The organism is Streptomyces sp. NPDC056883 (assembly GCF_042788835.1).
In the GTDB taxonomy this organism is placed as follows: domain Bacteria; phylum Actinomycetota; class Actinomycetes; order Streptomycetales; family Streptomycetaceae; genus Streptomyces; species Streptomyces stoeckheimensis.
On the sequence record NZ_JBHUBS010000003.1, the window covers coordinates 169060 to 193362 of the forward strand.

Below are 24303 nucleotides of genomic sequence, written 5' to 3' on the forward strand. Positions count from 1 at the left end.
CCGGGCGCTGCTACTCCCAGTCGTCCCACGGCGGGTCGATGTGCTCGTCCTCCGGGCCGAAGAGCGACTCCTCCGCCCGCGGGGCCGGCGGGGACTGGGCGGGCACGGCGGCGGAGGTGACCGCCACGGCCCGGGCGGCCGGGGCGGCCGCGGCGGTGGTGGCGGCCGGCGGGGCGGCCGGCGGGGCTGAGTGCCCCGCATCCGGCGCGGGCTGCGCGCCGCCCAGGGTCCGCAGGATGCCCTCGGCGTACTTGGCGAGCTTCGCCTCGCCGACACCGCTGATCGTGCCCAGTTCCGCGACCGTTCCGGGCAGCTGGGTCGCGATCTCCCGCAGCGTCGCGTCGTGGAAGACGACGTACGCCGGCACGCCCTGCTCCTTCGCGGTCTCGGCGCGCCACGCACGGAGGGACTCGAACACCGGTACGGCGGCTGCCGGCAGGTCGACCGGCACCCGGCCGCCCTTCCCGGAGCGCGATCCGCCGGACTCCCTGCGGGAGGACCCGGCCGGCGGCGCCGTCTCCTTGCGCATCGGAACGCTCCGGCGCCCGCCCAGCACCTCGCCGCTGGCCTCGGTCAGCACCAGGGTGCCGTAGTCGCCTTCGACCGCCAGCAGTCCGAGTGCCAGCAGCTGCCGGACGACCCCGCGCCATTCGGTGGTGCCCAGGTCCGCTCCGATGCCGAACACCGAGAGCCCGTCGTGGTCGAACTGGATGACCTTGGCGGTCTTCTTGCCCTGCAGGATGTCGATGATCTGGCCGGCGCCGAACTTCTGGCGCCGTTCCTTGGCCAGCCGCCACACCGTGGACAGCAGTTTCTGCGCCGGGACCGTCCCGTCCCAGGACTCGGCGGGCGTCAGGCAGGTGTCGCAGTTCCCGCAGTCCGGCGCGCCGGTCTGCCCGAAGTACGCCAGCAGCCGTACGCGGCGGCAGCCGACCGTCTCGCACAGTGCGAGCATCGCCTCCAGGTGTCCGGCCAGCGCGCGGCGGTGCGCTTCGTCGCCCTCGGAGCCCTCGATCATCTTGCGCTGCTGCACCACGTCCTGGAGCCCGTACGCCAGCCAGGCCGTCGCCGGTTCCCCGTCGCGGCCGGCACGGCCGGTCTCCTGGTAGTAGCCCTCGACCGATTTGGGCAGGTCCAGGTGGGCCACGAAGCGCACGTCCGGCTTGTCGATGCCCATGCCGAACGCGATCGTGGCCACCACCACGACCCCGTCCTCGCGCAGGAACTTCGACTGGTTCGCCGCGCGCGTCCGGGAGTCCATGCCCGCGTGGTAGGGCACGGCGTCGATGCCCTGTTCGACCAGGGCGGCCGCCGTCTTCTCCACCGAGGCCCGCGAGAGGCAGTAGACGACCCCGGCGTCCCCGGGGTGCTCGGTGCGGATCAGCTCCAGCAGCTGCTTGAGCGGGTTGTTCTTCGCCACGATCCGGTACTGGATGTTCGGCCGGTCGAAGCCGGCCACGAAGTGGCGGGCCTCCTCCAGACCGAGGCGCGCCGCGATCTCGGCGTGCGTGGCCTCGGTGGCCGTCGCGGTCAGCGCGATCCGGGGCACCTTCGGCCAGCGCTCGTGCAGCATGGACAGCGCGAGGTAGTCGGGCCGGAAGTCGTGGCCCCACTGGGCGACGCAGTGTGCTTCGTCGATGGCGAAGAGCGAGACCGTGCCCCGGTCGAGCAGCCGCTGCGTCCCTTCGGTGCGCAGCCGCTCGGGTGCCAGGTAGAGCAGGTCGAGCTCGCCGTCGAGGAAGGCCTGCTCGACGGCGCGCCGGTCGTCGGACAGCTGCGTCGAGTTGAGGAAGCCGGCCCGCACTCCGAGCGCGTTGAGGGCGTCCACCTGGTCCTGCATCAGGGCGATCAGCGGGGAGATCACCACTCCGGTGCCCGCTCTGACCAGCGCCGGGATCTGGTAGCAGAGCGATTTGCCGCCGCCCGTGGGCATCAGCACCAGCGCGTCGCCGCCACCGGCCACGTGCTCGATGATCTGCTGCTGCTCGCCGCGGAACGAGTCGTACCCGAAGACGCGGTGGAGCACCTGCTGGGCGTCGGGGATCTCGACGGCTGCCTCGGAAGTGGTCATCCCAGAAGCCTAGCGACCTCCTCGGACACATCCGCCCGGATCCCTCGGCCCTGTGGATATCGCCTGGATGTCCCGGGAGGACGCCGGGCGCCCCGAACGCCGCGGCGCGGCCGGGCGCCCCGACGGCCCGACCGGTGACAAAGTGGAGGATCTCCCGTATCTCCCGGTCTCCGAGAGGAACACGCGATGTGGCAGCCCGACGGGTGGGACGTGCGCGTCCGCCTCGGCGTCCTCACCCCGCACGCCGATGTCGGCCCCGAGTCGGAGCTGCGCGCCATGGCTCCGGCCGACGTGGGCGTGCACGCCGCGCGGGTGCCGTTCCGCGCGATGGGGCGCGGCGGCGCGATGGACCCCACCATTCCGCTCGCCCCCGTACGGGCCTTCGCCGAGCCCCCGCACCTGGACGATGCCGCCGAGCTGCTGGCGGCCGCCCCGGTGTCGGTGATCGCCTACGCCTTCACCAGCTCCGCCTACGTCATCGGCCCGCGCGGGGAGGGGTACATGCTGGACCGGCTGCGCGAGCGCACCCACGGGCTTCCCGTGGTGGCCACCTGCGCCGCCACCGCCGAGGCGCTGCGGGCGCTGGACGCCGGCCGGATCGCCCTCGTGGACCCGCCGTGGTTCGACGAGACGCTGAGCGATCTGGGCCGGGGCTACTACGAGGACGCCGGGTTCGAGGTCCCGTACGCCGCCCCCTGCGGCCTTCCCAGCGGGCAGACCCTCATCGGGCCGCGGGCGCTGCACGACTGGGTGGCCTCGCACGTCCCCGACACCGCGGACGCGGTCGTGATCGGCGGCAACGGCTTCCGCGCGGTCGGGGCGATCGCGGCCCTGGAGGCCACCTTGGGCCGCCCGGTCCTGACCGCGAACCAGACGCTCCTCTGGGCGGCCCTGCGCGCGGCGGCCACCCCGACCACCCCCGTCACGGCCTACGGCCGGCTGTTCTCGGCGGCCTGAAGGCCGGGAACCGCCCCCGGCCGCCTGCGCGCCGTGCGCCGAGCCGAAATATGATGGGCCCGGGTCTTTCGCGCAGCGGAAGCAGAGGCACATGGACGTATCCCGGAGCGGTCCGTGACCCCGCGCCGGCCTCCCCGGCCCGCCAGCGCGGATCTGCTGAGCATGCTGGGCCGGCTCACCGCCCAGGCGCGGGAAGGCGCCGAGCTCCAGCAGGCCCGGGTGGAGCTGGCCGAGGCCCTGCAGCGCGAGCTGCTGCCCGCTTCCCTGCCCGTGGCACCGGGGCTGAGGACCGCGGCCCGGTACGCGCCCGCCCGGCGCGGCCTGGACATCGGCGGTGACTGGTACGACGGCTTCCGGGTGGCGGGCGGGGCCCTCGCCTTCTCCATCGGCGACGTACAGGGGCACGATGTGGCGGCCACCGCCTTCATGGGGCAGGTCCGGGTGTGTCTGCGGGCCGTGGCCTCCGTCGTCCTCGATCCCGGCGAGGTGCTGAGCCAGGCCAATGACGTGCTGCTCTCGATGGACAGCGAGCTGTTCGCGACCTGCAGTCTGCTCCGCTTCGATCCGCGTACGTGGGAGCTCCAGACGGCCCGGGCCGGCCACGTCCCCACCGTCTGGGCCACCGTCGACGGCCGGTGCGGCATCGCCGAGGACGCCGGTGGCCCGCCGCTGGGCACGTCCCCCGGGGCCCGGTACCCGGTGACCCGCCGGAGGCTGACCGAGGCGGGCTCCATCGTCCTGGTCACGGACGGGGTGGTCGAAGGGCCGTCGTTCCCGATCGAGGAGGGGCTGGAACGCGTGGCCCGGATCGTCGGGGAGGCGGCGGGGAGCGATCCCGACGAGCTGGCCGCCGAGGTGATGAAGGTGACCGATTTCACCGGCCACGCCGACGACGCCGCGGTGCTCGTCCTCAGCCACGACGCGGCCGGACCCCGCTGAGCCTCCCCCCTCCCCCTCCCCCCGGCAACCGGCAACCGGCCACCCGTCCACGCGTGTCACGCCCTGCCGGGAGGCACGGACCGTTGTCTGATGCAGGGGTGCGCACCGTGGAATGGCGACGTCCGGCCGGAACCCTCCTTCGGATCCTCGGGGTCGCCGTCGCCTACTACGCGACCGGCCGGCTCGGCCTGCGGCTGCACGTGAGCGTCGAGGGGGCGGTCGTCACGCCCCTGTGGCTGCCGACCGGGATCGCCCTCGCCTGCCTGCTGTGGTTCGGGCTCCGGATCTGGCCCGGCCTGGCGCTGGGGACCTACCTCTCCATCGAGCGGATCAGTTCGTTCGATCTCGTCGATCTCGGCATCCTCGCGGGCAACACCCTCGCTCCGCTGTGCGCCTACGCGATGCTGCGCCGGGTGGGCTTCCGCACCGAAATGGACCGGCTGCGGGACGGGCTGGCCCTGGTCTTCCTCGGCGGTCTGCTGCCGATGCTGATCAGCTCCACCACCGGGACGTGGACGCTGGTGCTCACCGGCGACCTGCCGCCGGCGAACTTCTGGCCGGTGTGGTCCGCCTGGTGGGCCGGGGACACCATGGGCGTCCTCCTGCTGACCCCCCTGCTGCTGGTCCTGCCCCGGGCCAGGCTGCCCCGGGACCCGTACCGGATGGCCGAGGCCGCGGCCCTGGCGGTCACGGTCGGCGCCGTCACCCTCACGGCCACCCGCAGCTCCCAGTCCCTGCTCTTCCTCGTCTTCCCGCTGCTCATCTGGGCCGCGGTGCGCTTCCGGCTCCCCGGCGCCGCGCCGTGTGCCCTGCTCGTGTCCGTCCTGGCGATCACGGCGGCGACCGACCGTGCCGGGCCCTTCGCCGGCCGCACCCTCCTGGAGATCATGGTCAACCTCCAGGCGCTCAACGGAGCGGCCGCCCTGACCGCGCTGCTGCTGGCGGCCCTCGTCACGGAGCAGGACGACATCCGCCTGAAGCTCGAAGAGGTCTGTGAGGACCTGGCCGAGGTGGTGACCCGCCTGGCCCCGCCGAAGGACTGACCGGCGCAGCCGGGCCAGGCGAGCGGGATCCGGAAAGACGGCCTAAGCCGGCAGGATCACCCGCGGCGCGTCGGCCGTGTCGAGGACCGCCGCGATGCCCTGCGCGAGGCGGGGAATGCGGTTCGCCGGGATTCCCGCGATGTTGATCCGCCCCGAGGTGGTGCCGTAGACGGCGTACTGCCGGCGAAGCCGGAGCATCTGCTGCGGCGTGAGCGGCAGCATGGAGAACATCCCCTTCTGACGCGCCAGCGACCGCGCCTGTTCCTCCCGGCCCAGCGCACCCAAGTGGGCGACCAGATCGGCCCGGTTGGCCATGATCCGGCCCCGCATGACGTCCAGTTCCGCCCGCCAGGCGGCCCGTAGGCCCTCGTCCTCCAGGATCGTGGTCACGACGGCCGCGCCGTGCTCGGGCGGCATCGAGTACAGGGTCCGGGCCGCGTTCTGCAGGGCCGTCTCGGCGTGCCGCACGGACCGGGCCGAGGCGCCGAGAACGATCGCGCAGCCGACGCGGTCGCTGTAGAGGCCGAAGTTCTTGGAGCAGCTGACCGCGATCAGCATTTCCGGTACGCGCTCCGCCAGCATCCGCGTGGCCAGCAGGTCGGCGTCCAGGCCGTCGCCGAGCCCGTGATAGGCGAGGTCGACGAAGGGCACCCAGCCGACGCGGACGGCCGACTCGGCCAGCGCCTCCCAGTCGTCGAGGAGGGGGTCCACGCCCGTGGGGTTGTGGCAGCACCCCTGGAGCAGGACGACGTCGTCCCGCCGGGCCTCGCGCAGTTCCCGCAGCACGCCCGTCGTGTCGAAGCCGCCCTCGGCGTCGCGCCAGCCGTACGGGCGGACCTTCAGCCCGGCGGCCTCCAGGATGGGCCGGTGGTTGACGTACGCCGGATCGCTGACCCACACCGTGGTGCCCGGACGGGTGCGCCAGATCAGATCGGCCAGCAGCCGCAGTGCGCCGGAGCCCGCGACGGTCTGGACGGCCGCGGCCCGGTCGGCCGCTCCGCCCGGGCCGGGGCCGAGGACCAGGTCCAGAAGGGAGCGGTTGAAGGCGGCATTGCCGGAGAGCCCGCGGTACTCCTTGGACTCCGAGCGCTCCGCCAGGCGTATCTCGGCCTCGCGCACGGCGGCCATGACGGGCGTGGCTCCCGTCTGGTCCCGGTAGACCCCGAGGACGAGGTTCAGGCGTTCGGGACGGTCGTCGGTGCCGAACTCGTAGGTCAGGTCCCACAGCGGGTCGGTGGGCGGCGGCGGGAGGAGCTCAAGCATCTGCGGGCACCTTGGGTCGTGGGCGGCGGTTGGCGAGGACTACGCCGGCGGTGATGAGGGGGACGCCGATGAGCACGGCGGGGGTCGGCGACTCGCCGAGCAGCGGGACGGCGAGCAGGACGACGGCGACGGGGCTGAGGCTGCCGACGACGGAGCTGCGCTCGGCTCCCAGCCTGCGGATGGCGAAGGCGTACAGCAGGCCCGCGCACAGCCCGACTCCGAGCCCCTGCACCACCAGGAACAGCGCGATGTCGCCGCCCGCGGCGTGCGCGATGCCCGTCGGGAGCACCCCGGTCAGGACCAGGACTCCGATCACCGCGAAGGAGGGCAGGCACAGCAGCCCGATCGATCCGACGGGATCGAGGTCCACCTCGCGCAGGCCCACCGTGTAGAGGGCCCACAGCCCGCTGGCGACCAGGAGGATGCCGGAGCCGGCGAGCACGTCGGTGTCCACCGGGACGACGTAGCGCCAGACGAGGGCGACCACACCGGCCGCGATCAGCGCGAGCCCGACGGACTGCGTCCCCCGGGGCATGCCGTGGCCGCGGCGGACCATGATCGCGGAGACGAACAGCGGGACCATCCCGGGGACGATCGAGCCGACGAAGGCGGCGGACGTGAGCGCGCCGCCGTGCATCGCCGCCAGGAAGAAGGGCACCCCCGCACCGCAGATGATCTTGAGTGCGACGCCCGGCCGCACCGCGGTGATGCGGCGGCGGCGCCGCCACAAGGCAGGGAGCAGGACGAGGAGGGGGACGCCGAACCGCAGCAGGGCCGCGTCGGCCGGCAGCAGGGAGGAGGCGCTCAGGGCGCGGGCGCTGAGCGCGAAGGCCGCCCAGATCGCCACGGTCAGCAGGAGGGCCAGCATGCCCTCGGCCTGCGGGGAGAGCCCGAACCGGCCGGGGTGTCCGGCCTTCGGGCCCGCCGCGTCGGGAGGCGCGGTCGCCGGGGTGGTGTTCGTCGCGACCAAGGAAATTGCTCCAGCCTCTGAGAGCGGACCGGTCCGGCCCGTTCGAGGGCAACGCTAGGGCTTCGGCCGGGGCAGTCGATTGCCAGTTCTGCCTCTCAGACATACGTTTGGGGCAGAATCTGCCAAGGAGTGGCCATGGACGCAGTCGATCTGCAGATCATCAGGGAATTGCAGGCCGACGGACGCCTGTCCAACCAGGACCTGGCCGACCGCGTCCGGCTCTCCCCGTCGCCCTGTCTGCGCCGGGTCCGGCGCCTGGAGGAAGCGGGCCTCATCCGCGGCTACACCGCGATGGTCGACCAGGTCGCCTTCGGACTCCCGGTCACCGTGTTCGTCCGGATCCGCCTCGAACGCCACACGGCGGAAGCGGTGAGGCTGTTCGAGGAGCACGTCGCGGTCATCGAGCACATCCAGGACTGCTATCTGATGGCGGGGAGCAGCGACTTCCTGCTCCGGGTCGTCATCGAGGACCTCGAAGCCTACGAAGCCCTGGTGCGCCACCGGATCCACGCCATTCCCGGCATCGCCTCGATCGAGTCGAGCTTCGCGTACGGCAGCGTCAAGCAGTCCCGGACGTACCCGCGGCCCAATCCGGGCGCATCGAGGCGTTCGCCGTCCTCCTGAGCCGATCACGGCGGCCGGCGGCCGACGGGGCCGGGCCCGGCCCGGCCCGGCCCGGCCGGTCATCCGCCGATCGGAGCGGGGGCGGCGGCGAGGTGGCGGGCGACCTGCGCGGGGTGGGTGAGCTGGGGGTAGTGCCCGGCCCCGTCGATCTCCACCACCGGGTGGCCGACGGCCTCGACCAGCGGATCGGCCGAACCCACGAGGATCCGGACCGGGACCGTCACCCGGTCCAGCAGCGCCCGCGACCGCCGGCGTCCGGCGAGGTCCGTGCGCAGGGCCGCGACCACGCGGCGCGCCACGCCGCGACGGCGCAGGTCCGCCGCGGCGCTCTCCAGCTCCGCCCCCTCGGGGACACCGAGCGTCCGGGCCAGCCGGGCGGCGGACATCCGGCGCATCATCGGCGCGGCCAGGCCCGAGCGGGCGAGCCGGGAGGCGGGTGCCTGCAGGAACGCCGGGGAAATGAGCACCAGGCCGCTGATGCGGTCCGGGTGCTCGACGGCGAAGCGCAGCGCGGGTCCGCAGGCCAGGGAGTGCGCGACCAGCGTGGGGCGGCTCCGCACCGGGCCCAGCAGATCGGCCAGCCACGCGTCCACCGGCCGGGCCGTGGCGGCCGAGCGGCCCAGGCCCGGCAGGTCGGGGGCCAGGACCGGGCCGGGGAGGAAGGCGGCGAGGGGCGCCCAGAGGTCCGCGTTCATCGGCAGTCCGTGCAGCAGGACGTGGTCGGGGCGGTGCCGTTCTCCGCTCACCCAGGTACGGCTGCCCGCCACCTCGGAGAAGCCGTACGGCTTCAGCCAGGGCGATGCGGCACCGAACCGGGCGGCCACCAGCTCGTCGGCCCACCCGCGCAGGGCCTCGGCGGCCGGGGGCATCTCCAGGCCGGCGCCCGCCGCGAAGGCGCGGGCGGGGGCCGTCGGGTACCGGTCGGCGGACAGGAACGCCAGCGTCTCGGGATCGGCGCCGGTCAGCTTGCGCGGCAGGCGGCGCAGCAGACCGGCGGGCACGCTCCGCCGGGGTGCCCGTACGCCGGTGTGGTCGGCGATCGTGGCGATCAGCTCGGGCAGGAGCGGGGTGTTGTCGTCGAGCACCCAGTAGTGCTCGCCCGCGGGCCCCGCGGGGACCTCCGCGAGGAACCGTACGAAGTAGTCGATCGTGGCGATCGGCAGGAAGGTGTCCGGGCCGCCGGGCAGGGCGGGAAGCCGGCCGTTCCACAGGTCCTCGACGAGGGTGGCCAGGCCGATGTACTGGCCCGGCCCGATCACGGTGCTGGGGTTCGCGATGGTGAGCGGGACCCCCAGGGCGAGGGCCCGGGCACGCACCGCGAGATCGCCTTCGCACTTCGACGCCTCGTACGCGCCCAGCCCGGCGTAGTCGGGGTGGCCCTCGGACGCGCTCACCCGGTACCCGCTGATGTGCACCAGCCGCCGCAGTCCGGGCAGTTCGGCGGCCCATTCGAGCACGTTGAGCGCCCCGGTGACGTTGGTCGCCCGCGCCTCCTGCACGCCGAGGCCGAAGGCGAAGCGGCCGGCGGCGTTGTAGACGTCGCGCACCTCGGGCAGCCCCGAGAGCGGTCGCGTGATGTCGGCGACGACGACCTCCAGCCCGCCGGTGTCGACGCCCTGGGAGATCAGCCAGGGCGTGAGGGTGTCGTTGCGCACGGCTGCCGCCACCCGCTGCCCCCGGGTGAGCAGTTCGGCGACGAGCGAGCGGCCGATGAATCCGGTCGCGCCGAAGACGATCGCGTCCATGAGAACCCCTTGAATAGATCGGTCTACATATTTTGAGGCCAAAAAGAAGCCCGCCGATCGCGACGGGCCGTGTCATGCCGGGCGGGCCTTGTCAGGTCACGCGGGCCGCGTCAGGCCAGCAGGGCGCCGATCTGACGGGAGACGCTGTCCAGCGGCCCCCTGCTGCGGTGCGCCCTGGCCAGCAGGAGCGCCCCCTCCACCAGGGCCAGGATCGTGACGGCGAGGTCGTCGGCGTCCGGGCGGCCCGCCAGTCGTGCGCGCAGGGCCTCCTGCCACGAGGCGTAGACCTCCGAGCAGGCCTCGTGCAGCGGGTCGCTGACGGCGGCCATCTCCAACGCCACGGTGGCCACCGGACATCCCTTGCGCCAGCCCGACTCCTCCAGCCGGTCGCCCAGGTGCCGCAGCACCCCGTCGACGAACTCCGCCACGGACGGACTGGAGCCGGCCAGTCCCCCCAGGGCGTCACCGATCATCCCGCCGGCCCGCCGGACGGACTCGCCGACGAGCTGGTCCTTGCCGCCGGGAAAGTGGAAGTAGAGCGAGCCGCGGGGCGCGCCACTGGCCGCGATCACTTGATTGAGCCCGGCGCCGAAGTACCCCCCGGCCTCGATCAACTCCTGCGTCGCGTCCAGCAGCCGGTCACGCGTCTCGGCACCCTTCTGTCCCATGCCCACAGACTAGACCGATCTACATATTCTTTCAATCGTCCCCTCGGTCGGCCGAACCCCTCAGGCGTCCACCGCCGCCGCGAAGGCCGCGTAGGCACGCTCGTCGAACAGCACGAACCGGACCTCCTCCACCTCGGTCCGCACGGACCGTACGGTCTCCACCGCGATCCGCGCCCCGTCGTCCATCGGCCATCCGTAGATGCCGGTGGAGATCGCCGGGAAGGCGACGCTACGGGCTCCCAGCTCGTCGGCGACCCGCAGCGACTCCCGGTAGCAGGAGGCCAGCAGCTCGGAGCGGTCCTCGTCGCGCGACCAGACCGGGCCGACCGTGTGGATCACGTGTTCCGCCGGGAGCCGGCCGGCCGTGGTGGCGACGGCCCGGCCCGTCGGGAGGCCCTTGCCGTAGTGGGAGCGGCGCAGGTCCTCGCAGGCGGCCAGGATCTCCGGGCCGCCGCGCCGGTGGATGGCTCCGTCGACCCCGCCGCCGCCGAGGAGCGAGGAGTTCGCGGCGTTGACCACCGCGTCGGCCTCCTCGGCCGTGATGTCACCCAGAACGAGCGTGATGCGGGGCATCGGATTCCCTTCCTTCGCAGGTGGTGCAGGGTATCGACATCGCGACGGCCGCTTCGAGGGAATTGCGTCCGCCGCGGGCCCGGCCGTCGGGGCGGAAAGGATGCGGCTCAGCAGCGGACCGGTGAGCGCGGTGGTCGTCACCGCCATCACGGCCAGACCCACGAAGAGGTGGACGGCCTGGGACTCGGTCACCGCCGGCCTCCGGGCGCGGTCCCGGCGATGGGCCGGCAGGGGGAACCCGGACCGTGTCGGACGGCCGGGAGGGGGCTGTGATCACAGCCGTCCCTAGGTTGGCAGGCGCGGCCGGGGGCATCCGGCCGACGGGTCCCGGGGACCCCCCGGATCCACGGTGCGCACACCCCTCGCGGGAGCGAAACCCCATGGCAATCCCCTTGATCAGGACGGCGGCCCGGCTAGGGCTCTGCGTCGTCACCGCCATCGCCGTCTGTCCACTGGTACCTGCGTCGGCTGCGGCGGGCGGGTCGGCGGACCTCGTGGTTCCCCGGGACCATCCGACGATCCAGGCAGCGGTCGACGCCGCCGCCCCCGGTGACCGGATCTCCGTCCGGCCGGGTGTCTACCGCGAGCAGGTGGTGATCGGCAAGAACCTGTCGATCACCGGGTCGGGCGACGGGAAGACGACGATCCAGGCTCCGCAGACGCTGACCCCCGGCGACGACGGCGGCAACTCGATCGTCGAGATCCACAACGGCGCCTCGGTCAAGCTGTCCAAGCTCGCCGTCAGCGGGCCGGGCTCCGGCACCTGCGACAACGGCGCGCTCGGCGCCGGCATCCGCGTGCTCGGGGGCGCGAGCCTCGACCTCGGCCACGCCGCCGTCACCCACATCACCGACACCCCGGCCGCGCCCTGCTTCCACACCGCGAACGCCGTCCTCGTCGGGGACCTGCCGACCGGTACGGGCTCGGCCACCATCCACGACACCAAGATCACGGGCTACCAGGGCGCGGGGGTGGTCGTCCTCAACGAGGGGTCCACCGCCACCATCGAGCGCAGCACCGTCACCGGGCACCCCACCCTGTCGACCGACGGCATCGAGTTCGTGGCGGGCGCGGTCGGCCGCGTGGTCAAGAACACCGTCAGCGACAACGAGTGCCGGGAACCCGACCCGGAGTGTGGTCCCGACTTCTTCAACGAGTTCCAGCACGCGGGGATCGTCGGCGACGCGCCGGGCACCGTCGTGGAGCACAACCGGATCGTCGGCAACCAGGTGGGCATCTACGTCGCCGGTACGGGCCTCACCATCGGTGGCAACGACCTCCGGAAGAACTCGTACGTCGGAATGGCCCTCCAGGACGGTTCGTTCACGCTCCGGAAGGACCGGATCACGGGCGGGGTGCACGGTGTCGCGGTCATCGCGTCGGCGGTCGACACGACCGCGGTGCTCGACGGCGTGAAGATCACGAAGACCTCGGGCGCGCCGGTACAGACCTTCGAATGCTGCGGCTTCACCGCCACGGCGACCGTGAAGCCGTAGCGGCCTCCGGCCCGAGCCTCGTCGCTTCCGCCCCTACCGGCCCTCGCCGTCCGCGTCCTCCAGGCGGGCGGCGAGCCGGGCGAGGGCCGGCAGGGCCGTGCGGAGCGCCGCGCGGTCGGCGTCGGGCAGGGCCGTCAGCGCGTGCTCCAGGCGGCGTTCGTGGGCGCGGGTCCAGGCGGCCAGCCGCAGCCGGCCGGCATCGGTGGCGCTGACGGCGGCCGCGCGCCGGTCCTCGCTGTCCACCTCGCGGGTCACCAGCCCGTTCAGCACCATCGTGGCGACGAGTCCGCTCACCGTGGACTGTGCGAGGCGCTGGCGGGCGGCGAGTTCGCTGACGCGGACCGGGGAGTGTTCTACGCAGACCTGGAGGAGTTCCACCTGGGCCATGGGGAGCTGCTCCCAGGGGTACTCCGTACGGATCGAGGCGCGCAGGGCGCGGCGCAGGCGGGTGACGGCGGCGGTCAGCTCCCGGGCTTCGGGCGAGCCCGCGCCGGGCTGCGCGTCCGGGGCACCGGGCGGGCCCGGCATGCGTGCCATACCGACCACGTTACGCGCGCTCCGCCGCGGCCGGGGTGCGGCCCGCGCCGCTCCGGGACCCCGTGACGGCCATGGCGGCGGCCGCGGCCAGCAGGATCAGCACCGCGTGGCGTCCGCCGGCGCCGCCCGTGTGCAGGGCCAGGGTGACGAGGGCGACGCCGATCGCGGTGCCGAGCCCGCGGGCCATGTTGATCAGACCGCCGCCGGTACCCGGAGCCTCCTTCGGCACCGCCCGCATCACGAGGGCGTTGTTGGCGGGGGCGAACAGCCCCAGGCCGAGGCCGAGTACGCCGAGCGCGCAGGCGAGCGGCACGGGTGCGGGCGGCAGGAAGAGCAGGGCGGCCAGGGCGCAGCCGGTCAGCGCCGCTCCGTACAGGCAGCGCGCCCGGTCGGTGACGGAGGCGCGCAGGGCCCGGTCACCGCCCACCGCGCCGAGCGCGAACCCGGCGGGCAGGGCGGTGAGGGCCGTTCCGGCGGCGAGCACGCCGTGCCCGGACCCGAGGAGGAGTACGGGCACCAGCACCAGCGGGCCGAACAGGACGAGGTATCCGCACAGCGCCGCCGCGAGCCCGCCCCGGATCCCGGGGGTCCTCAGCAGCGCGGGGTCGATCAGGGGTGCGGGGGCCTTCCGCTCCTGCCGGACGAGCGCGGCGGTGGCCCCGAGGGCGACCGCGCAGGCGGCCGGACCGGTCCAGGCCGGCACGTGCAGCCCCGACAGGGAGCTGAGCGCGACCAGGAGGGCGGCGGTGGCGGTGGCGAGCCACAGGACTCCGGCCCGGTCGAAGCGGCGTGCGGGGGCCCGGTCGCGGGTGCGCGGGAGCAGGTAGTGCCCGGCGGCCAGGGCGATGAGTCCGACGGGGACGTTGATCCAGTACGTCCAGCGCCAGCCGAGCCCGGCCACGAGGGCGGCCCCCGCGGTGGGGCCGAGCGCCAGCCCGACGGCCTGGGCGGCGGCCTGTACGCCGAGCGCGGTCCGCAGCCGTGCGGCGGGCGCACTGGTCTTCACCAGGGCGACGCTGTTGGCCTGGAGCATGGCCGCGCCCACCGCCTGCACGACCCGGAATCCGATGAGGGCGATGAGGGTCGGGGCGAGGCCGCAGGCCGCAGAGGCGGCGGTGAAGAGCGCGAAGCCGTAGAGGTAGGAGAGCTTGCGGCCGTGGGCGTCGGAGAGCCGGCCCACGGGCACCAACAGGGCCACGAGGGTGAGCAGATAGGCCAGCGAGACCCATTCGACGCCCGCGAGGGGGACCCCGAACTCGGCCCGTACCCCGGGATAGGTCATCGTCACGATGCTGGCGTCGAGCTGGCCCATGAAGGCGCCGAAGCACACGGTGGCCACCGCCAGCCGCCAGGCGCCGGTGCGCGAGCGCACCCAGGCGGGCCGGGCCCGTTCCCGTACGAGAAGGGCGGGCAGGGCGGGTGCGGGCGGAAACGGGAACGACATGCGGGGCTCCTTCCGTGCCCGGCCCCCCACGTTCCGAGATTACATCGGACACCGCTCCATTCCCTCTCTCCCCTTCCCGGAAGAAAAGGCGGAAAGACCCGGTCCCCGCGGGCCGAAAGGCCGGGAGCCCCGTCCCGACAAGGCCGGTCGAGGAATACCGGACAGAATCCTTTACGGATTTTCCCGGCATTTTTGCCTCCCTATACTTAGCGCCGCCTTATTCGTTTTCCGTTTACCCGGGAAGCCGATTCGGCCGGTCCGGCGAGCCTATGGTTCAGACGTTCCCACTCCACTCGCAGAGACGCGCACTCATGGACTCCTCCACGACGCTCATCGCGATCACCATCGCGGTGGCCCTGCTCTTCGACTTCACCAACGGGTTCCACGACACGGCGAACGCCGTGGCCACCGCCATCGCCACCGGCGCACTGCGCCCCAAGGTCGCCGTGGCCATGTCCGCAGTGTGCAATCTCGCGGGTGCGTTCATCTCGGTGGCGGTCGCCAAGACGATTTCCGGGGGGATCATCGACGAGCACGCCGGAATACGTCCGCCGGTCATCCTCGCGGCCCTGGCGGGCGCCGTGCTGTGGAACCTGACCACCTGGCTGCTCGGAATTCCCAGCAGTTCCTCGCACGCCCTCGTGGGCGGGCTGATCGGCGCCACCGTCGCCTCCGTGGGGCTCCAGGGGGTCAACGGGATGGCCGTGGTCGGCAAGATCCTCATCCCCGCCGTCCTGTCTCCGCTGATCGGCGGACTGGTGGCGTACGCGGCGACGCGGGCGGCGGGCCGGCTGAGCGGCCCGGAACGCGGAACGGAGCGAGCGGGGCGGGCAGGCGGCCGCGGGGCCCGCGGCGGGCAGGTGCTCGCCGCCGCCCTCGTGTCCCTGGCGCACGGCACCGGCGACGGACAGAAGACCATGGGCGTGATCACGCTGACGCTGGTCACCGCGGGCTCCCTGCCCGCGGGGTCCGCGCCCCCGCTGTGGGTCATCGTGACCGCGGGGCTCACGATGGCCCTGGGCACCTACACGGGCGGCTGGCGCATCATCCGCACGCTCGGCACGGGCCTGACCCGGCTCGGCCCGCGGCAGGGCTGTGTGGCCCAGACGAGCGCGGCGGCCGTGCTGCTGACCACCTCCCACCTGGGCTTCGCCGTGTCGACCACGCACGCCGTCACCGGCAGCGTCGCCGGGGCCGGGCTCGCCACCCCCGGCGGGGTCCTGAGCCGGGCGACCGTGCGGGCCATGCTCGTCTCCTGGGTCCTCACGCTCCCCGCGGCGGGGCTCGTCGCCGCCCTGGCCGTCCTGCTCACGGAGCAGGGCGCCTGGGGCCAGGACACCACGGCCGCCCTGCTGTTGTGCGCGACCCTCGCCTTCTGGGTCCGGTCCCGCCGGACGGCCGTCACCGCGCGGAGCGTCGCCCCGGAGCCGGCCACCGCCGCGGAAGCCGCCGCCGCCACCACCACGGCCGGTTCCGCGGCCGCCGCGACCGCGACCGCCTGAGCCCCGGTACGCATCTCGTCACGTAAGGTCACGCAAGTGAAGGAATCGGGCAGAACGGTGGCGGCAGAGGGCCTGCGGTCCCGGATGACCGCCGGCTTCGGCGACGGAAGCATGGTCGTGCGCGCGGCGATCTCGGCGGGACTCGCCTGGTGGATCGCCTCCGTGCTGCTGCACTCCGACGCGGCCTCGCTCGCCCCGGCCGGCGCCGTCCTCGCCACGCAGACCACGCCCTTCGCCACCGCGCGCAAGAGCCTGCAGCGGGCGGCCGGCATCCTGTTCGGCTTCCTGCTCGGCGTGGTGGCCACCGCGTCGATCGGCACGAACACGGTGAGCGTCGCCCTCGTGGTGCTGGTCGGCATGTTCGCGGGACGCGCGATGAACCTCGGTTCGCAGATGCACCAGATCGCGCTCACCGCCGTGCTCGTGATGGGCGCCGCCACCACCTTCGGGTACGGGGCCGCCCGGCTGGAGGACAACGTCGTCGGCGTGCTCGTCGGCACCTGCGTCGGCCTGGCGCTGCCCTCCCCCGGTTTCACCCGCCGTGCGGGTGAGGAACTGGCCCGCCTGAACCGGCAGATGGCCGCCCTGCTGGCCGAGATCGCCCGCGGGCTGGCCGAGGACGAGTGGGCCGCGCGCACCGGGGACTGGGTCCGGCGGGCCCGCTCCCTGTCCAAGGAGCTCGACGCGGTGCGGCAGGCCGTCCGCGAGGCCGAGGACGCGATCCGCTGGAGTCCGCGCGGCCGGTCCGCGCGGCCCCGCCTGGACCGGCTCGCCGAAGCCACCCAGTGCCTCGACCACGTCGGGCACCAGGTCCGGGGGATCACCCGCGGCCTGTACAACCTGACCTTCCGCGAAGGCCGCCCGCCCGCCCTGCACTGGGCACAGCACGAGGAACCCCTGGTGCCCCGGCGGGCCGACGCCCCGGCCGGGCTCGACGGGGTGCTGGCCGCGCTCGCCGCGATGCTGGGCGACCTGGCCGACGTACACGTACGGGAGGACGCGCCTTCGCCCGAGGTGCGGGACCGCCTGGCGGGGCTGCTCGGCGAGGCCGAGACCGGCTTCCTGCGGACCGCGCTGGCGCAGTCCCCCGCCTACGCGGACTGGCGGGTCCTGTGCACCGCCGGGATCCTGGAGGACGCCCGGAAGATGCTCCACGAACTGGACCCCTCGATCGGCCCCCACAAGGCCGCTTTCGGGTAGCCGCCGGCAGGTGTGGAGCGCGTCCTCAGGCGGCCTTCCCGCGCAGGTGGCGCCAGACGGCCTTGGCCGCGTTGTGGCCCGACATGCCGTGCACTCCAGGGCCGGGCGGGGTGGCCGAGGAGCACAGGAACACGGCCGGGTGGGCCGTGTTGTACGGGGACAGGGTGAGCTTGGGGCGCAGCAGGAGCTGGAGCCCGGAAGCCGCTCCGCAGGCGATGTCGCCGCCGACGTAGTTCGGGTTGCGGGCGGCGAGCTGCGGCGGGCCCGCCGTGGCGCGGGCGAGCACCAGGTCGCGGAACCCGGGTGCGAAGCGCTCCAGTTGGCGCTCGACGGCTTCGGTGAGGTCGCCGTCCCAGCCCGCCGGGACGTGCCCGTACACCCAGAAGGTGTGCTTGCCCTCGGGCGCCCGGCCGGGGTCGACCAGGCTGGGCTGTGCGGCGATGAGGAACGGGGTGCGCGGGACGCGCCCGCCGCAGGCCAGTTGCAGGGCCGCGTCGATGTCACGGGTGCGCGGACCGATCTGTACCGTGCCGGCCCGGCGGGGCTCCTCGGCGGTCCAGGGGACGGGGCCGTCCAGGGCGTAGTCCAGCTTGAACACGGAGGCGCCGTAGCGGTAGCCGTCGTAGACCCGGCCCAGGCGTGCGATGCGGGCCAGTGCGGTCGGGGAGGTGTCGAAGACGTACGCCCGGGCCGGCGGCAGGTCGTCGAGGCGCTTGACCTCGAACCCGGTGTGGACCGTCCCGCCGAGGTCGCGCAGGTACCCGGCGAGGGCGTCGGAGATCGACTGCGAGCCGCCGCGCGGCATCGGCCAGCCGTTCGCGTGCGCGGCGAGGGCGAAGACCAGGCCGACGGCGCTGGTCCCGATCCCGCCGAGCGGGGCGATGACGTGCGCGACGAGCCCCGCGAACAGAGCGCGGGCACGGTCGTCGCGGAAGCGGCTCAGCAGCCAGGTGGAGGGCGGCAGCCCGGCCAGCCCGAAGCGGGCGAGGGTGAGCGGGTCACGGGGCAGCGCGGTGTCCGGCAGCGACATGAAGTCCCGGGCCAGGGTGTCCCACTTGCCGAGGAACGGATCCACCAGCCGCCGGTACGTGCCCGCGTCGCGGGGCCCGAAGGACGCGGCCGTCTCCGCGACGGAGCGGGAGAGCACGGCCGCCGTGCCGTCGTCGAAGGGGTGCGCCATGGGCAGCGGGGCGTGCAGCCACTCCAGCCCGTACTGCTTGAGGGGCATCGTGGAGAAGACCGGGGAGCCGGCGCCGAGCGGGTGCACCGCCGAGCAGGGGTCGTGCCGGAAGCCGGGGAGGGTGAGCTCCTCGGTCCGGGCCCCGCCGCCGACGGTGTCCGCGGCTTCGAAGACGGCCACGGAGAAGCCGCGCCGGGCCAGTTCAACGGCGGCCGTCAGCCCGTTGGGCCCGGCCCCCACCACGACCGCATCGAGGATCGACGGCACTTGCGACTCCTTCGTCCGGCGGCGCCACCGCCCCCAGGGTATTGCCCCTGTCCATAGGCGGATCCGAGATCCGCGCCGACTGCGTTCGCTCTGGGCTCAGCCGCGCAGCAGCTCCCGGATCCGTACGGTCGTGGCCTCGTCCCGGCCGACCGCGAAGGGCAGCGCATTGTCCCGGTCCACCCGGAAGGGGACCCCGTCGACGGTGCTCTGGGAGCCGCCCGCCTCGGCGACCAGCAGCAGCCCGGCCGCGTGGTCCCAGGCCGAGGGCCAGTTGAAGGCCAGGCCGTCCATCTCTCCCCGGGCCACCTTCAGGTACTCCAGGCCCGCCGAACCGCAGGCTCGGGAGGCCACCCCGGGCACGTCGAGGCGCGCCAGGACGCGCCGCTCGGCCTCGGTGGTGTACAGCGGGTGGGCGGTCGCGACCCGCAGCTCGGCGCCGGGGTCCGGCGAACCGCTCAGGATCCGCTCGCCGTTGACGTACGCGCCCTGTCCGCGCACGGCGGTGGACATCTCCTCCAGCGCCGGGGCGAAGGTCCAGGAGGCGAGGAGCTCCCCGCGGTGCGCGAGCGCGACCAGGGTGCAGAACTCCGGCTCGCCGTGCACGAACTGCCGGGTCCCGTCGACGGGGTCCACGATCCACACCGGGGCGTCGGCGCGCAGCGCGCCGTAGACCCCGGGATCGGCGTGCACCGCTTCCTCGCCGACCACGGCCGAGCCGGGCAGCAGCCGGGTCAGGGCCTCCGTGAGGTACGCCTCCGCCTTGCGGTCGGCGTCGGTCACCAGGTCGTGCGGGCCGCTCTTCTCGTCCACCTCGTGGTCCGCGAGCCGACGGAACCTCGGCATGATCTCGATCGCCGCCGCTTTGCGAACGGCTTCGTCGACGTCGGACAGGTTCCGGGCGAGGAATTCATCGATCATGCCTCCAGCAAAGCACGCCCGGCTGACAAACCCCACTGCCGGACCCGGCGGGCGGCCGGACCCCGGGTGGACCGCGGATGAACACGCCGCCGGGCGGGCGGCGGGGACCGGGGCGGGTGGGGAGCGGATCAGGTGCGGACCTGGCGGTGAGGACCGGGCGGGAAGACCGGAACCCGGTCCGCCTCCTGGTGGGCTCCGGCCGCCCGTGCTACACCGGCCGGGCCCGGCCCTCTCCCTCCCCCACACCACCGCCTGGGAGCCCTTCATGCGCCGCCCCGCCCGCCCCGCCCGCTCCTCCCGGTCCCTCCGCCCCCTCCGCCGCGCCGCAGCCCTGCTCGCGGCCGCCGCCACCGCCGCGGCCGCGCTCGTGGTCGCCGCGCCCGCCGCCCCCGTGGGCGCCGCGTCCGTCCTGCCCTCGCTGCCCGCGCCGAACGCGGCCGGGCTGACCCTGCGGACCTGGTCGGTGGCCGCGGAACAGAGCGAACGCATGGGCGACGCCTCCGTGACCTCCGCCGCCGTCTTCGCCGCGCACGGCGGCACCCCCTCGATCGATCCGGTCCAGGTGCCCGTGCGGGTACGCGTCCTGCTGCCGGAGGACTACCAGCGGGACCCGGCGCGCCCCTACCCCGTGCTGTACCTGCTGCACGGCGGCACGGGCGACGTGGAGCAGTGGTCGAAGACCGACGAGGGCAATGTCACGGCGAACCTGAAGGACTCCGCCTTCAAGGGCATCGTCGTGATGCCGGAGGGCGGCAAGGCCGGCTGGTACAGCGACTGGCCCGGGCACACGGACGGCTTCTTCGCCCCGCAGTGGGAGACCTTCCACATCCAGCAGCTGGTCCCGTGGATCGACGCCAACTTCAACACCGTGCGGGCGGCCTCCGGGCGTGCGGTCGCGGGTGTCTCGATGGGCGGTTACGGGGCCCTGCGCTACGCCGGCCGCCACCCGGAGCTGTTCTCCGCAGTCGGCGCCTTCTCGCCCGGCACGGACATCTACGACCCGGGCGCGCAGAGCATCATCACCAACTCCACCTGGACGGTGGGTGCTTCGATCCTGTGGACGGGCCTGTTCGACGGGAAGTTCCGGGTGACCGGCGACACCCCGTACCGGATGGCCACGGTCTTCGGCCCGCCGAGCACCTGGCCGGGGCAGAACCCGGTCAACCTGGCGCTCGACGGCAAGTACGCCTCGTACGGCGGGAAGTTGGCCCTGTACGCGGGCGGCACGGGCGGTACGGGCGAGAAGGAGATCGGCGCGATGACCGCGGCGCTCCACCAGGACCTGAAGGACCGCGCGGTCGCCCACCGCTACTGCCGGGGCGCGGGCGACCACGCGTGGCCCTACTGGGGCCCGGAGCTCAAGGACTTCGTGGCCTACGCCTACGGCCCGGCCCCGCAGACACCTCAGCCCCCGGCCCCCTGCCCGAATGGCTGGGGGTCGGAGACCCCGTAGCCCCGGCCTAGTTGGTGGCGAGGTCGCCGACGACGAGGGTCTGCGGGGCGAGGTGCTCGTACGCCCCGTCCGTCATGTGCTGCGGGTTCAGGTGCTCGAAGTTGCCGTCCAGGCCCTGCGGCGCGACGCTGCTGTGGTTGTCCGCGAAGGCCGGGCCGGCGCCCAGCGCGGCCAGGGCGAAGGCGGCGGTGGCGGCCATGGCGGCGGCTCTGATGTTCATGAGGGTCCCCCCGGGTCCGGCCGGCCCCTGGTCGGGCCGGCTCGGGAACAGGCTGTCAGGACCGGTCGGAGTCCTGCAACGGCATCGGGGCGGTCCGCTCAGCCCACCCCCGCGCCGAGGCCCTCCAGGAGCGCCAGTCCCGCCGCGCGGTGCTCGGCGGCCGCGGCCGGGTCCGTGTCCTCCAGCAGGACCGCGATCCCCTCGTGGGCCAGTGCCTCCTCGTGCCGGTATCCGAGCCCGGGGGCCAGCTCCAGCGTCTGCCGGTGCAGGATCAGGGCCTCCTCGGGCAGTCCGGCGAGCCGGCAGGTCTCGGCGTAGGCGCCCAGGAAGCGGACCTTCCAGTGGTCCTCGAACAACTCGTCCAGCAGGGCGAACGCCTCCCGGTGGCTGGTCAGGGCCTCCTCGTACCGGCCCATCCGGCGCAGCCCGACGCCCAGGCAGTTGAGGGACCACGCCTCGTTGTTCACGTGCCCGTCCTCGCGGGCCAGGGCCAGCGCCCGGTGCAGGTGCTCCGACGCCTCCTCGGGCGACTCCTCGGCGATGGCCACGCCGAGGGTGATGCGGGCCGTCAGGGTGGGCGGCCACGCGGGGTCCGGGTGGGACACCTCCAGCACCTCCCGGGCCCGTCGCGCCGCCTCCTCGCGGTCGCCCAGCTGGAGCAGCGCCCAGGCCTCCGAGGCGGCCGCGTGGGCCGTGCCCGCCGGGAGGCCGGCTTCCCCGTACAGCTTCCCGGCCAGCCGGAACAGTTCGAGCGGCTCCTCGACGCTCCCCCGGTCCCAGCTCAGATAGCCGCGGCGCAGGGCCAGTTCGGCTTCCGAGTGGGGGTCCCCCGCCTGTACCACCCGTAGTCCGGCGGCCTCGTACGCCGCTGCGGCCTCGGTCATCCGGCCCGCGTTGTAGCGCGCGAAGCCCAGGTCGCTGTAGGCCTCGGCCAGGCTCCGCGGGTCTCCCAGACGTTCGGCGGCGTCCAGCGAGCGCTCGAAGAGGTGGTTGAGGTGGGTCGTGCCGCAGCGCCGTGCGAAGTACGCCCGCAGGAAGCGCGGCAGCTCGCACACGTGCGTGTCCGCCCCGACGGCGACCGCCGTCTCGAAGGCGGCGATCATCGTCTCGTATTCCGAGGTGAGCCAGGCGCAGGCCGCGTGCTTGTCGGCGAACCGCGGCAGTTCGGCCGGGGGCCGGCCCGCGGTGGGCGGCCGGCCCGGCGAGAGGACCGGCATCGCGGCGTCGGCCGCGGCCGCCGCGTGCACGAAGTAGTCGAGGAAGCGGCCCAGCGCGCGCTCCCGCTCGGCCGGGGAGTCCTGCTGCGCGCAGGCGCCGCGCGCGTGCTGGTGCACCAGGTCGTGCAACCGGTAGCGGCCCGCCGTCGGCTGCTGGACCAGGTGCGCGTCGACCAGATCCTCCAGCATCTCCCGGGCGTCGCGCAGTGGTACGTCCGCCAGGGCCGCGGCCGCGTACGCGTCGAAGGAGCCGCCGGGCAGCAGGCCCAGCATCCGGAACAACCGGGCCTGGGCCCGGTCCAGCTGCCGTACGGACATGGCGAAGGCGGTGTCGAACTCGCTCGTGCCCTCCGCCAGCCGCTCCACGAGGATGCCCACCGTCCAGCCGGGCCGGTGCCGCAGCCGGGCCGCGGCCAGCCGCAGGGCCAGCGGCAGGTGGCCGCAGAGCCGCAGCACCTCGGCGGCGGACTCCGGTTCGCGGGCGATGCGGCCTTCGGGGCCGCCGGAGTCCCCGCTGGCCCGGGCGAGCAGCTCCGCGCTCTCCTGCGGGCTGAGCACGTCGAGCGAGACCGGCGGCACCTCGTCCAGGCCGAGCAGCCGGTTGCGGCTGGTGATCAGGACGACGGAGTCGCCGGCGCCCGGCAGCAGCGGGCGGACCTGCTCCGCGTCGGCCGCGTTGTCGACGACCACGAGGGCGCGCCGGCCCGCCAGCTCCGCGCGCCAGCAGGCCGCCAGCTGTTCGAGGCCCTCCTGCGGGACCCTCTCGGACGGCACGTCGAGCGCCCCGAGCAGCATCCGCAGCGCCGAGTCGGGATCGAGGGGGGCCCGGCCCTCGGTGAAACCGTGCAGGTCCACGTAGAGCTGGGCGTCCGGGTAATCGGCGGCGAGCCCGTGGGCGACGTGCACCGTCAGGCAGGTCTTGCCCACGCCCGCCATGCCGTCGACGACGACACCCCGGTGGCTTTCCACCGCGGCGAGCACGGCGGCGAGCTGGCTCTCGCGCCCGGTGAAGTCGGGGACGTCGCGCGGCAGACCGTTGTGGGGCCGCGGCTGGACCTGGCGGCTGGTCCTGGGGGGCGCCGGCAGCGGGTTGGCGGACCCGAGCTCCCAGAGGGGTCGCAGCGGGCGGGGATCGCGTTTGACCAGGCGGCAGAGGGCGACCACCGCGGACCAGGGCGGCGCGGTCTGGCCGCTGAGGTAGCGCGAGAGCGAGGAGGAGCTCAGTCCCGCATCCTTCGCGAGGGCCCGTACACCGAGCCCGGAAAGCTCCTGGAGCAGCCGCAGCCGTGCGGCCAGCTCGCCCTGCGGGTCGGCTCCGGCCGTCCGCCGTTCCATGTCCACGGTTCCCCCCGTATCCCTGTCCCGCAGCGCCCGAATTATCTCGGCCCTCATCTCCGCTGGTCAAGGATGTCCCGCCTGTCCCAGGGTGTCCCACCGTCCTCGTCGCGACGGGCCGCTGCGGCTGTCATGGAGTCACACCCCGAGGGGGGCACCGGAAACCCGGGACAACCCCGGAGGACCGGAAGACCAGTAGAGGAGCACACCGAGATGCAGTCCCGCATGCAGAACCCCGCCGTCGTCCTGTCCGGTGCGATGCAGCCCATCCAGGAGATCATCAAGGCCGTCCACTCCGGTGGAGTGGACGGGCAGACGCTGGAGCTGGTCCACCTGCGGGTGAGCCAGATCAACGGATGCAGCTCCTGTGTCGACATCGGCGCCAAGGCGGCCCGCAAGGCCGGGGTGAGCGAGGAGCGGCTGGCCACGGTCTCCGTCTGGCGCGAGACCCCGTACTTCACCGAAGAGGAGCGGGCGGCCCTGCTGCTGGCCGAGGCCGCGACCCGGCTGGCCGACCGTCCCGACGCGGTGAGCGACGAGGTCTGGGACACGGCCGCCACCTACTTCGACGAGAAGCAGCTCGCCGCGCTCGTCCTGATGATCGGCGTCACGAACCTGTTCAACCGGCTCAACGCCACGACCCGCCAGATCGCCGGCTCGTGGTGACGATGGGAGCGGACC

General features: G+C 73.9%; 21 protein-coding genes. 9 read left to right on the plus strand and 12 right to left on the minus strand.

Going from position 1 to position 24303, the window contains the following annotated elements; genetic code table 11:
* Positions 1 to 10: 10 nt before the first annotated feature.
* The gene (gene recQ / locus ACFRU2_RS09830) at positions 11 to 2071 is read right to left on the minus strand and encodes a DNA helicase RecQ (protein WP_382969989.1); all 2061 of its coding nucleotides are present in this window, start codon (positions 2069 to 2071) and stop codon (positions 11 to 13) included.
* 186 nt (positions 2072 to 2257) lie between these two features.
* On the opposite strand from recQ, the gene ACFRU2_RS09835 reads away from it, so the two are divergent.
* The 3 genes from ACFRU2_RS09835 to ACFRU2_RS09845 all read left to right on the plus strand — a co-directional run bounded on the left by ACFRU2_RS09835 (position 2258) and on the right by ACFRU2_RS09845 (position 5010).
* A complete protein-coding gene (locus ACFRU2_RS09835) occupies positions 2258 to 3028 on the plus strand; it encodes a maleate cis-trans isomerase (RefSeq protein WP_382969992.1) in 771 nt (256 codons plus the stop codon).
* A gap of 114 nt (positions 3029 to 3142) precedes the next feature.
* Positions 3143 to 3967: a PP2C family protein-serine/threonine phosphatase gene (locus ACFRU2_RS09840; protein WP_382969995.1), complete on the plus strand. Its 825-nt coding sequence runs from the start codon at positions 3143 to 3145 to the stop codon at positions 3965 to 3967.
* Positions 3968 to 4065: 98 nt separating this feature from the next.
* Complete coding sequence (locus tag ACFRU2_RS09845; RefSeq protein WP_382969998.1) at positions 4066 to 5010, plus strand: MASE1 domain-containing protein; 945 nt, start codon at positions 4066 to 4068, stop codon at positions 5008 to 5010.
* Positions 5011 to 5052: 42 nt separating this feature from the next.
* On the opposite strand, the gene ACFRU2_RS09850 is transcribed toward ACFRU2_RS09845, so the two are convergent.
* Together ACFRU2_RS09850 and ACFRU2_RS09855 are read right to left on the minus strand one after the other, a co-directional pair.
* On the minus strand, positions 5053 to 6273 hold the full coding sequence (locus tag ACFRU2_RS09850; protein ID WP_382970000.1) for an aromatic amino acid transaminase: 1221 nt from the start codon (positions 6271 to 6273) through the stop codon (positions 5053 to 5055).
* Positions 6266 to 7243 (minus strand): DMT family transporter, encoded by a 978-nt coding sequence (locus ACFRU2_RS09855; protein WP_382970003.1) that lies wholly within the window; start codon positions 7241 to 7243, stop codon positions 6266 to 6268. Before ACFRU2_RS09855 ends, ACFRU2_RS09850 begins: the two co-directional genes overlap by 8 nt.
* Positions 7244 to 7378: 135 nt before the next feature.
* Between ACFRU2_RS09855 and ACFRU2_RS09860 the strand changes: the two genes are divergently transcribed.
* A complete protein-coding gene (locus tag ACFRU2_RS09860; RefSeq protein WP_382970005.1) occupies positions 7379 to 7867 on the plus strand; it encodes an Lrp/AsnC family transcriptional regulator in 489 nt (162 codons plus the stop codon).
* 59 nt (positions 7868 to 7926) lie between these two features.
* Here the strand turns inward: ACFRU2_RS09860 and ACFRU2_RS09865 are convergent, their stop codons facing one another.
* The 3 genes from ACFRU2_RS09865 to ACFRU2_RS09875 form a co-directional block, all read right to left on the minus strand.
* A complete protein-coding gene (locus ACFRU2_RS09865; protein WP_382970007.1) occupies positions 7927 to 9612 on the minus strand; it encodes an alpha/beta fold hydrolase in 1686 nt (561 codons plus the stop codon).
* 110 nt (positions 9613 to 9722) lie between these two features.
* Entirely contained in the window at positions 9723 to 10280 is a 558-nt protein-coding gene (locus ACFRU2_RS09870; RefSeq protein WP_382970010.1) for a TetR/AcrR family transcriptional regulator, read from the minus strand.
* 60 nt (positions 10281 to 10340) lie between these two features.
* Positions 10341 to 10853, minus strand: coding sequence for an O-acetyl-ADP-ribose deacetylase (locus ACFRU2_RS09875; RefSeq protein ID WP_382970013.1), 513 nt, complete (start codon positions 10851 to 10853; stop codon positions 10341 to 10343).
* A 380-nt stretch (positions 10854 to 11233) separates the two neighbouring features.
* Between ACFRU2_RS09875 and ACFRU2_RS09880 the strand changes: the two genes are divergently transcribed.
* Positions 11234 to 12349: a right-handed parallel beta-helix repeat-containing protein gene (locus ACFRU2_RS09880; protein WP_382970015.1), complete on the plus strand. Its 1116-nt coding sequence runs from the start codon at positions 11234 to 11236 to the stop codon at positions 12347 to 12349.
* A 33-nt stretch (positions 12350 to 12382) separates the two neighbouring features.
* On the opposite strand, the gene ACFRU2_RS09885 is transcribed toward ACFRU2_RS09880, so the two are convergent.
* Together ACFRU2_RS09885 and ACFRU2_RS09890 are read right to left on the minus strand one after the other, a co-directional pair.
* Positions 12383 to 12886 (minus strand): MarR family winged helix-turn-helix transcriptional regulator, encoded by a 504-nt coding sequence (locus ACFRU2_RS09885; RefSeq protein ID WP_382970018.1) that lies wholly within the window; start codon positions 12884 to 12886, stop codon positions 12383 to 12385.
* Positions 12887 to 12896: 10 nt separating this feature from the next.
* Positions 12897 to 14330 carry an MFS transporter gene (locus ACFRU2_RS09890; protein WP_382970019.1) on the minus strand — a complete coding sequence of 478 codons (1434 nt, stop codon included), beginning with the start codon at positions 14328 to 14330 and terminating at the stop codon, positions 12897 to 12899.
* A 311-nt stretch (positions 14331 to 14641) separates the two neighbouring features.
* Between ACFRU2_RS09890 and ACFRU2_RS09895 the strand changes: the two genes are divergently transcribed.
* On the plus strand, positions 14642 to 15832 hold the full coding sequence (locus tag ACFRU2_RS09895; RefSeq protein ID WP_382970022.1) for an anion permease: 1191 nt from the start codon (positions 14642 to 14644) through the stop codon (positions 15830 to 15832).
* Between the two features lie 57 nt (positions 15833 to 15889).
* Positions 15890 to 17032 (plus strand): aromatic acid exporter family protein, encoded by a 1143-nt coding sequence (locus ACFRU2_RS09900; protein ID WP_382970025.1) that lies wholly within the window; start codon positions 15890 to 15892, stop codon positions 17030 to 17032.
* A gap of 25 nt (positions 17033 to 17057) precedes the next feature.
* Here the strand turns inward: ACFRU2_RS09900 and ACFRU2_RS09905 are convergent, their stop codons facing one another.
* Both ACFRU2_RS09905 and ACFRU2_RS09910 read right to left on the minus strand, forming a co-directional pair.
* Entirely contained in the window at positions 17058 to 18479 is a 1422-nt protein-coding gene (locus tag ACFRU2_RS09905; RefSeq protein ID WP_382970027.1) for a phytoene desaturase family protein, read from the minus strand.
* 96 nt (positions 18480 to 18575) lie between these two features.
* On the minus strand, positions 18576 to 19397 hold the full coding sequence (locus ACFRU2_RS09910; RefSeq protein WP_382970029.1) for an inositol monophosphatase family protein: 822 nt from the start codon (positions 19395 to 19397) through the stop codon (positions 18576 to 18578).
* Between the two features lie 265 nt (positions 19398 to 19662).
* Between ACFRU2_RS09910 and ACFRU2_RS09915 the strand changes: the two genes are divergently transcribed.
* Positions 19663 to 20850, plus strand: a complete 1188-nt coding sequence (locus ACFRU2_RS09915) for an alpha/beta hydrolase (RefSeq protein ID WP_382970031.1) — start codon at positions 19663 to 19665, stop codon at positions 20848 to 20850.
* A 7-nt stretch (positions 20851 to 20857) separates the two neighbouring features.
* On the opposite strand, the gene ACFRU2_RS09920 is transcribed toward ACFRU2_RS09915, so the two are convergent.
* Both ACFRU2_RS09920 and ACFRU2_RS09925 read right to left on the minus strand, forming a co-directional pair.
* Positions 20858 to 21070, minus strand: coding sequence for a hypothetical protein (locus ACFRU2_RS09920; RefSeq protein ID WP_382970033.1), 213 nt, complete (start codon positions 21068 to 21070; stop codon positions 20858 to 20860).
* Positions 21071 to 21168: 98 nt separating this feature from the next.
* A complete protein-coding gene (locus tag ACFRU2_RS09925; protein ID WP_382970035.1) occupies positions 21169 to 23622 on the minus strand; it encodes a tetratricopeptide repeat protein in 2454 nt (817 codons plus the stop codon).
* A 213-nt stretch (positions 23623 to 23835) separates the two neighbouring features.
* Between ACFRU2_RS09925 and ACFRU2_RS09930 the strand changes: the two genes are divergently transcribed.
* The gene (locus tag ACFRU2_RS09930; protein WP_382970037.1) at positions 23836 to 24288 is read left to right on the plus strand and encodes a carboxymuconolactone decarboxylase family protein; all 453 of its coding nucleotides are present in this window, start codon (positions 23836 to 23838) and stop codon (positions 24286 to 24288) included.
* The last annotated feature ends 15 nt before the right edge of the window (positions 24289 to 24303 follow it).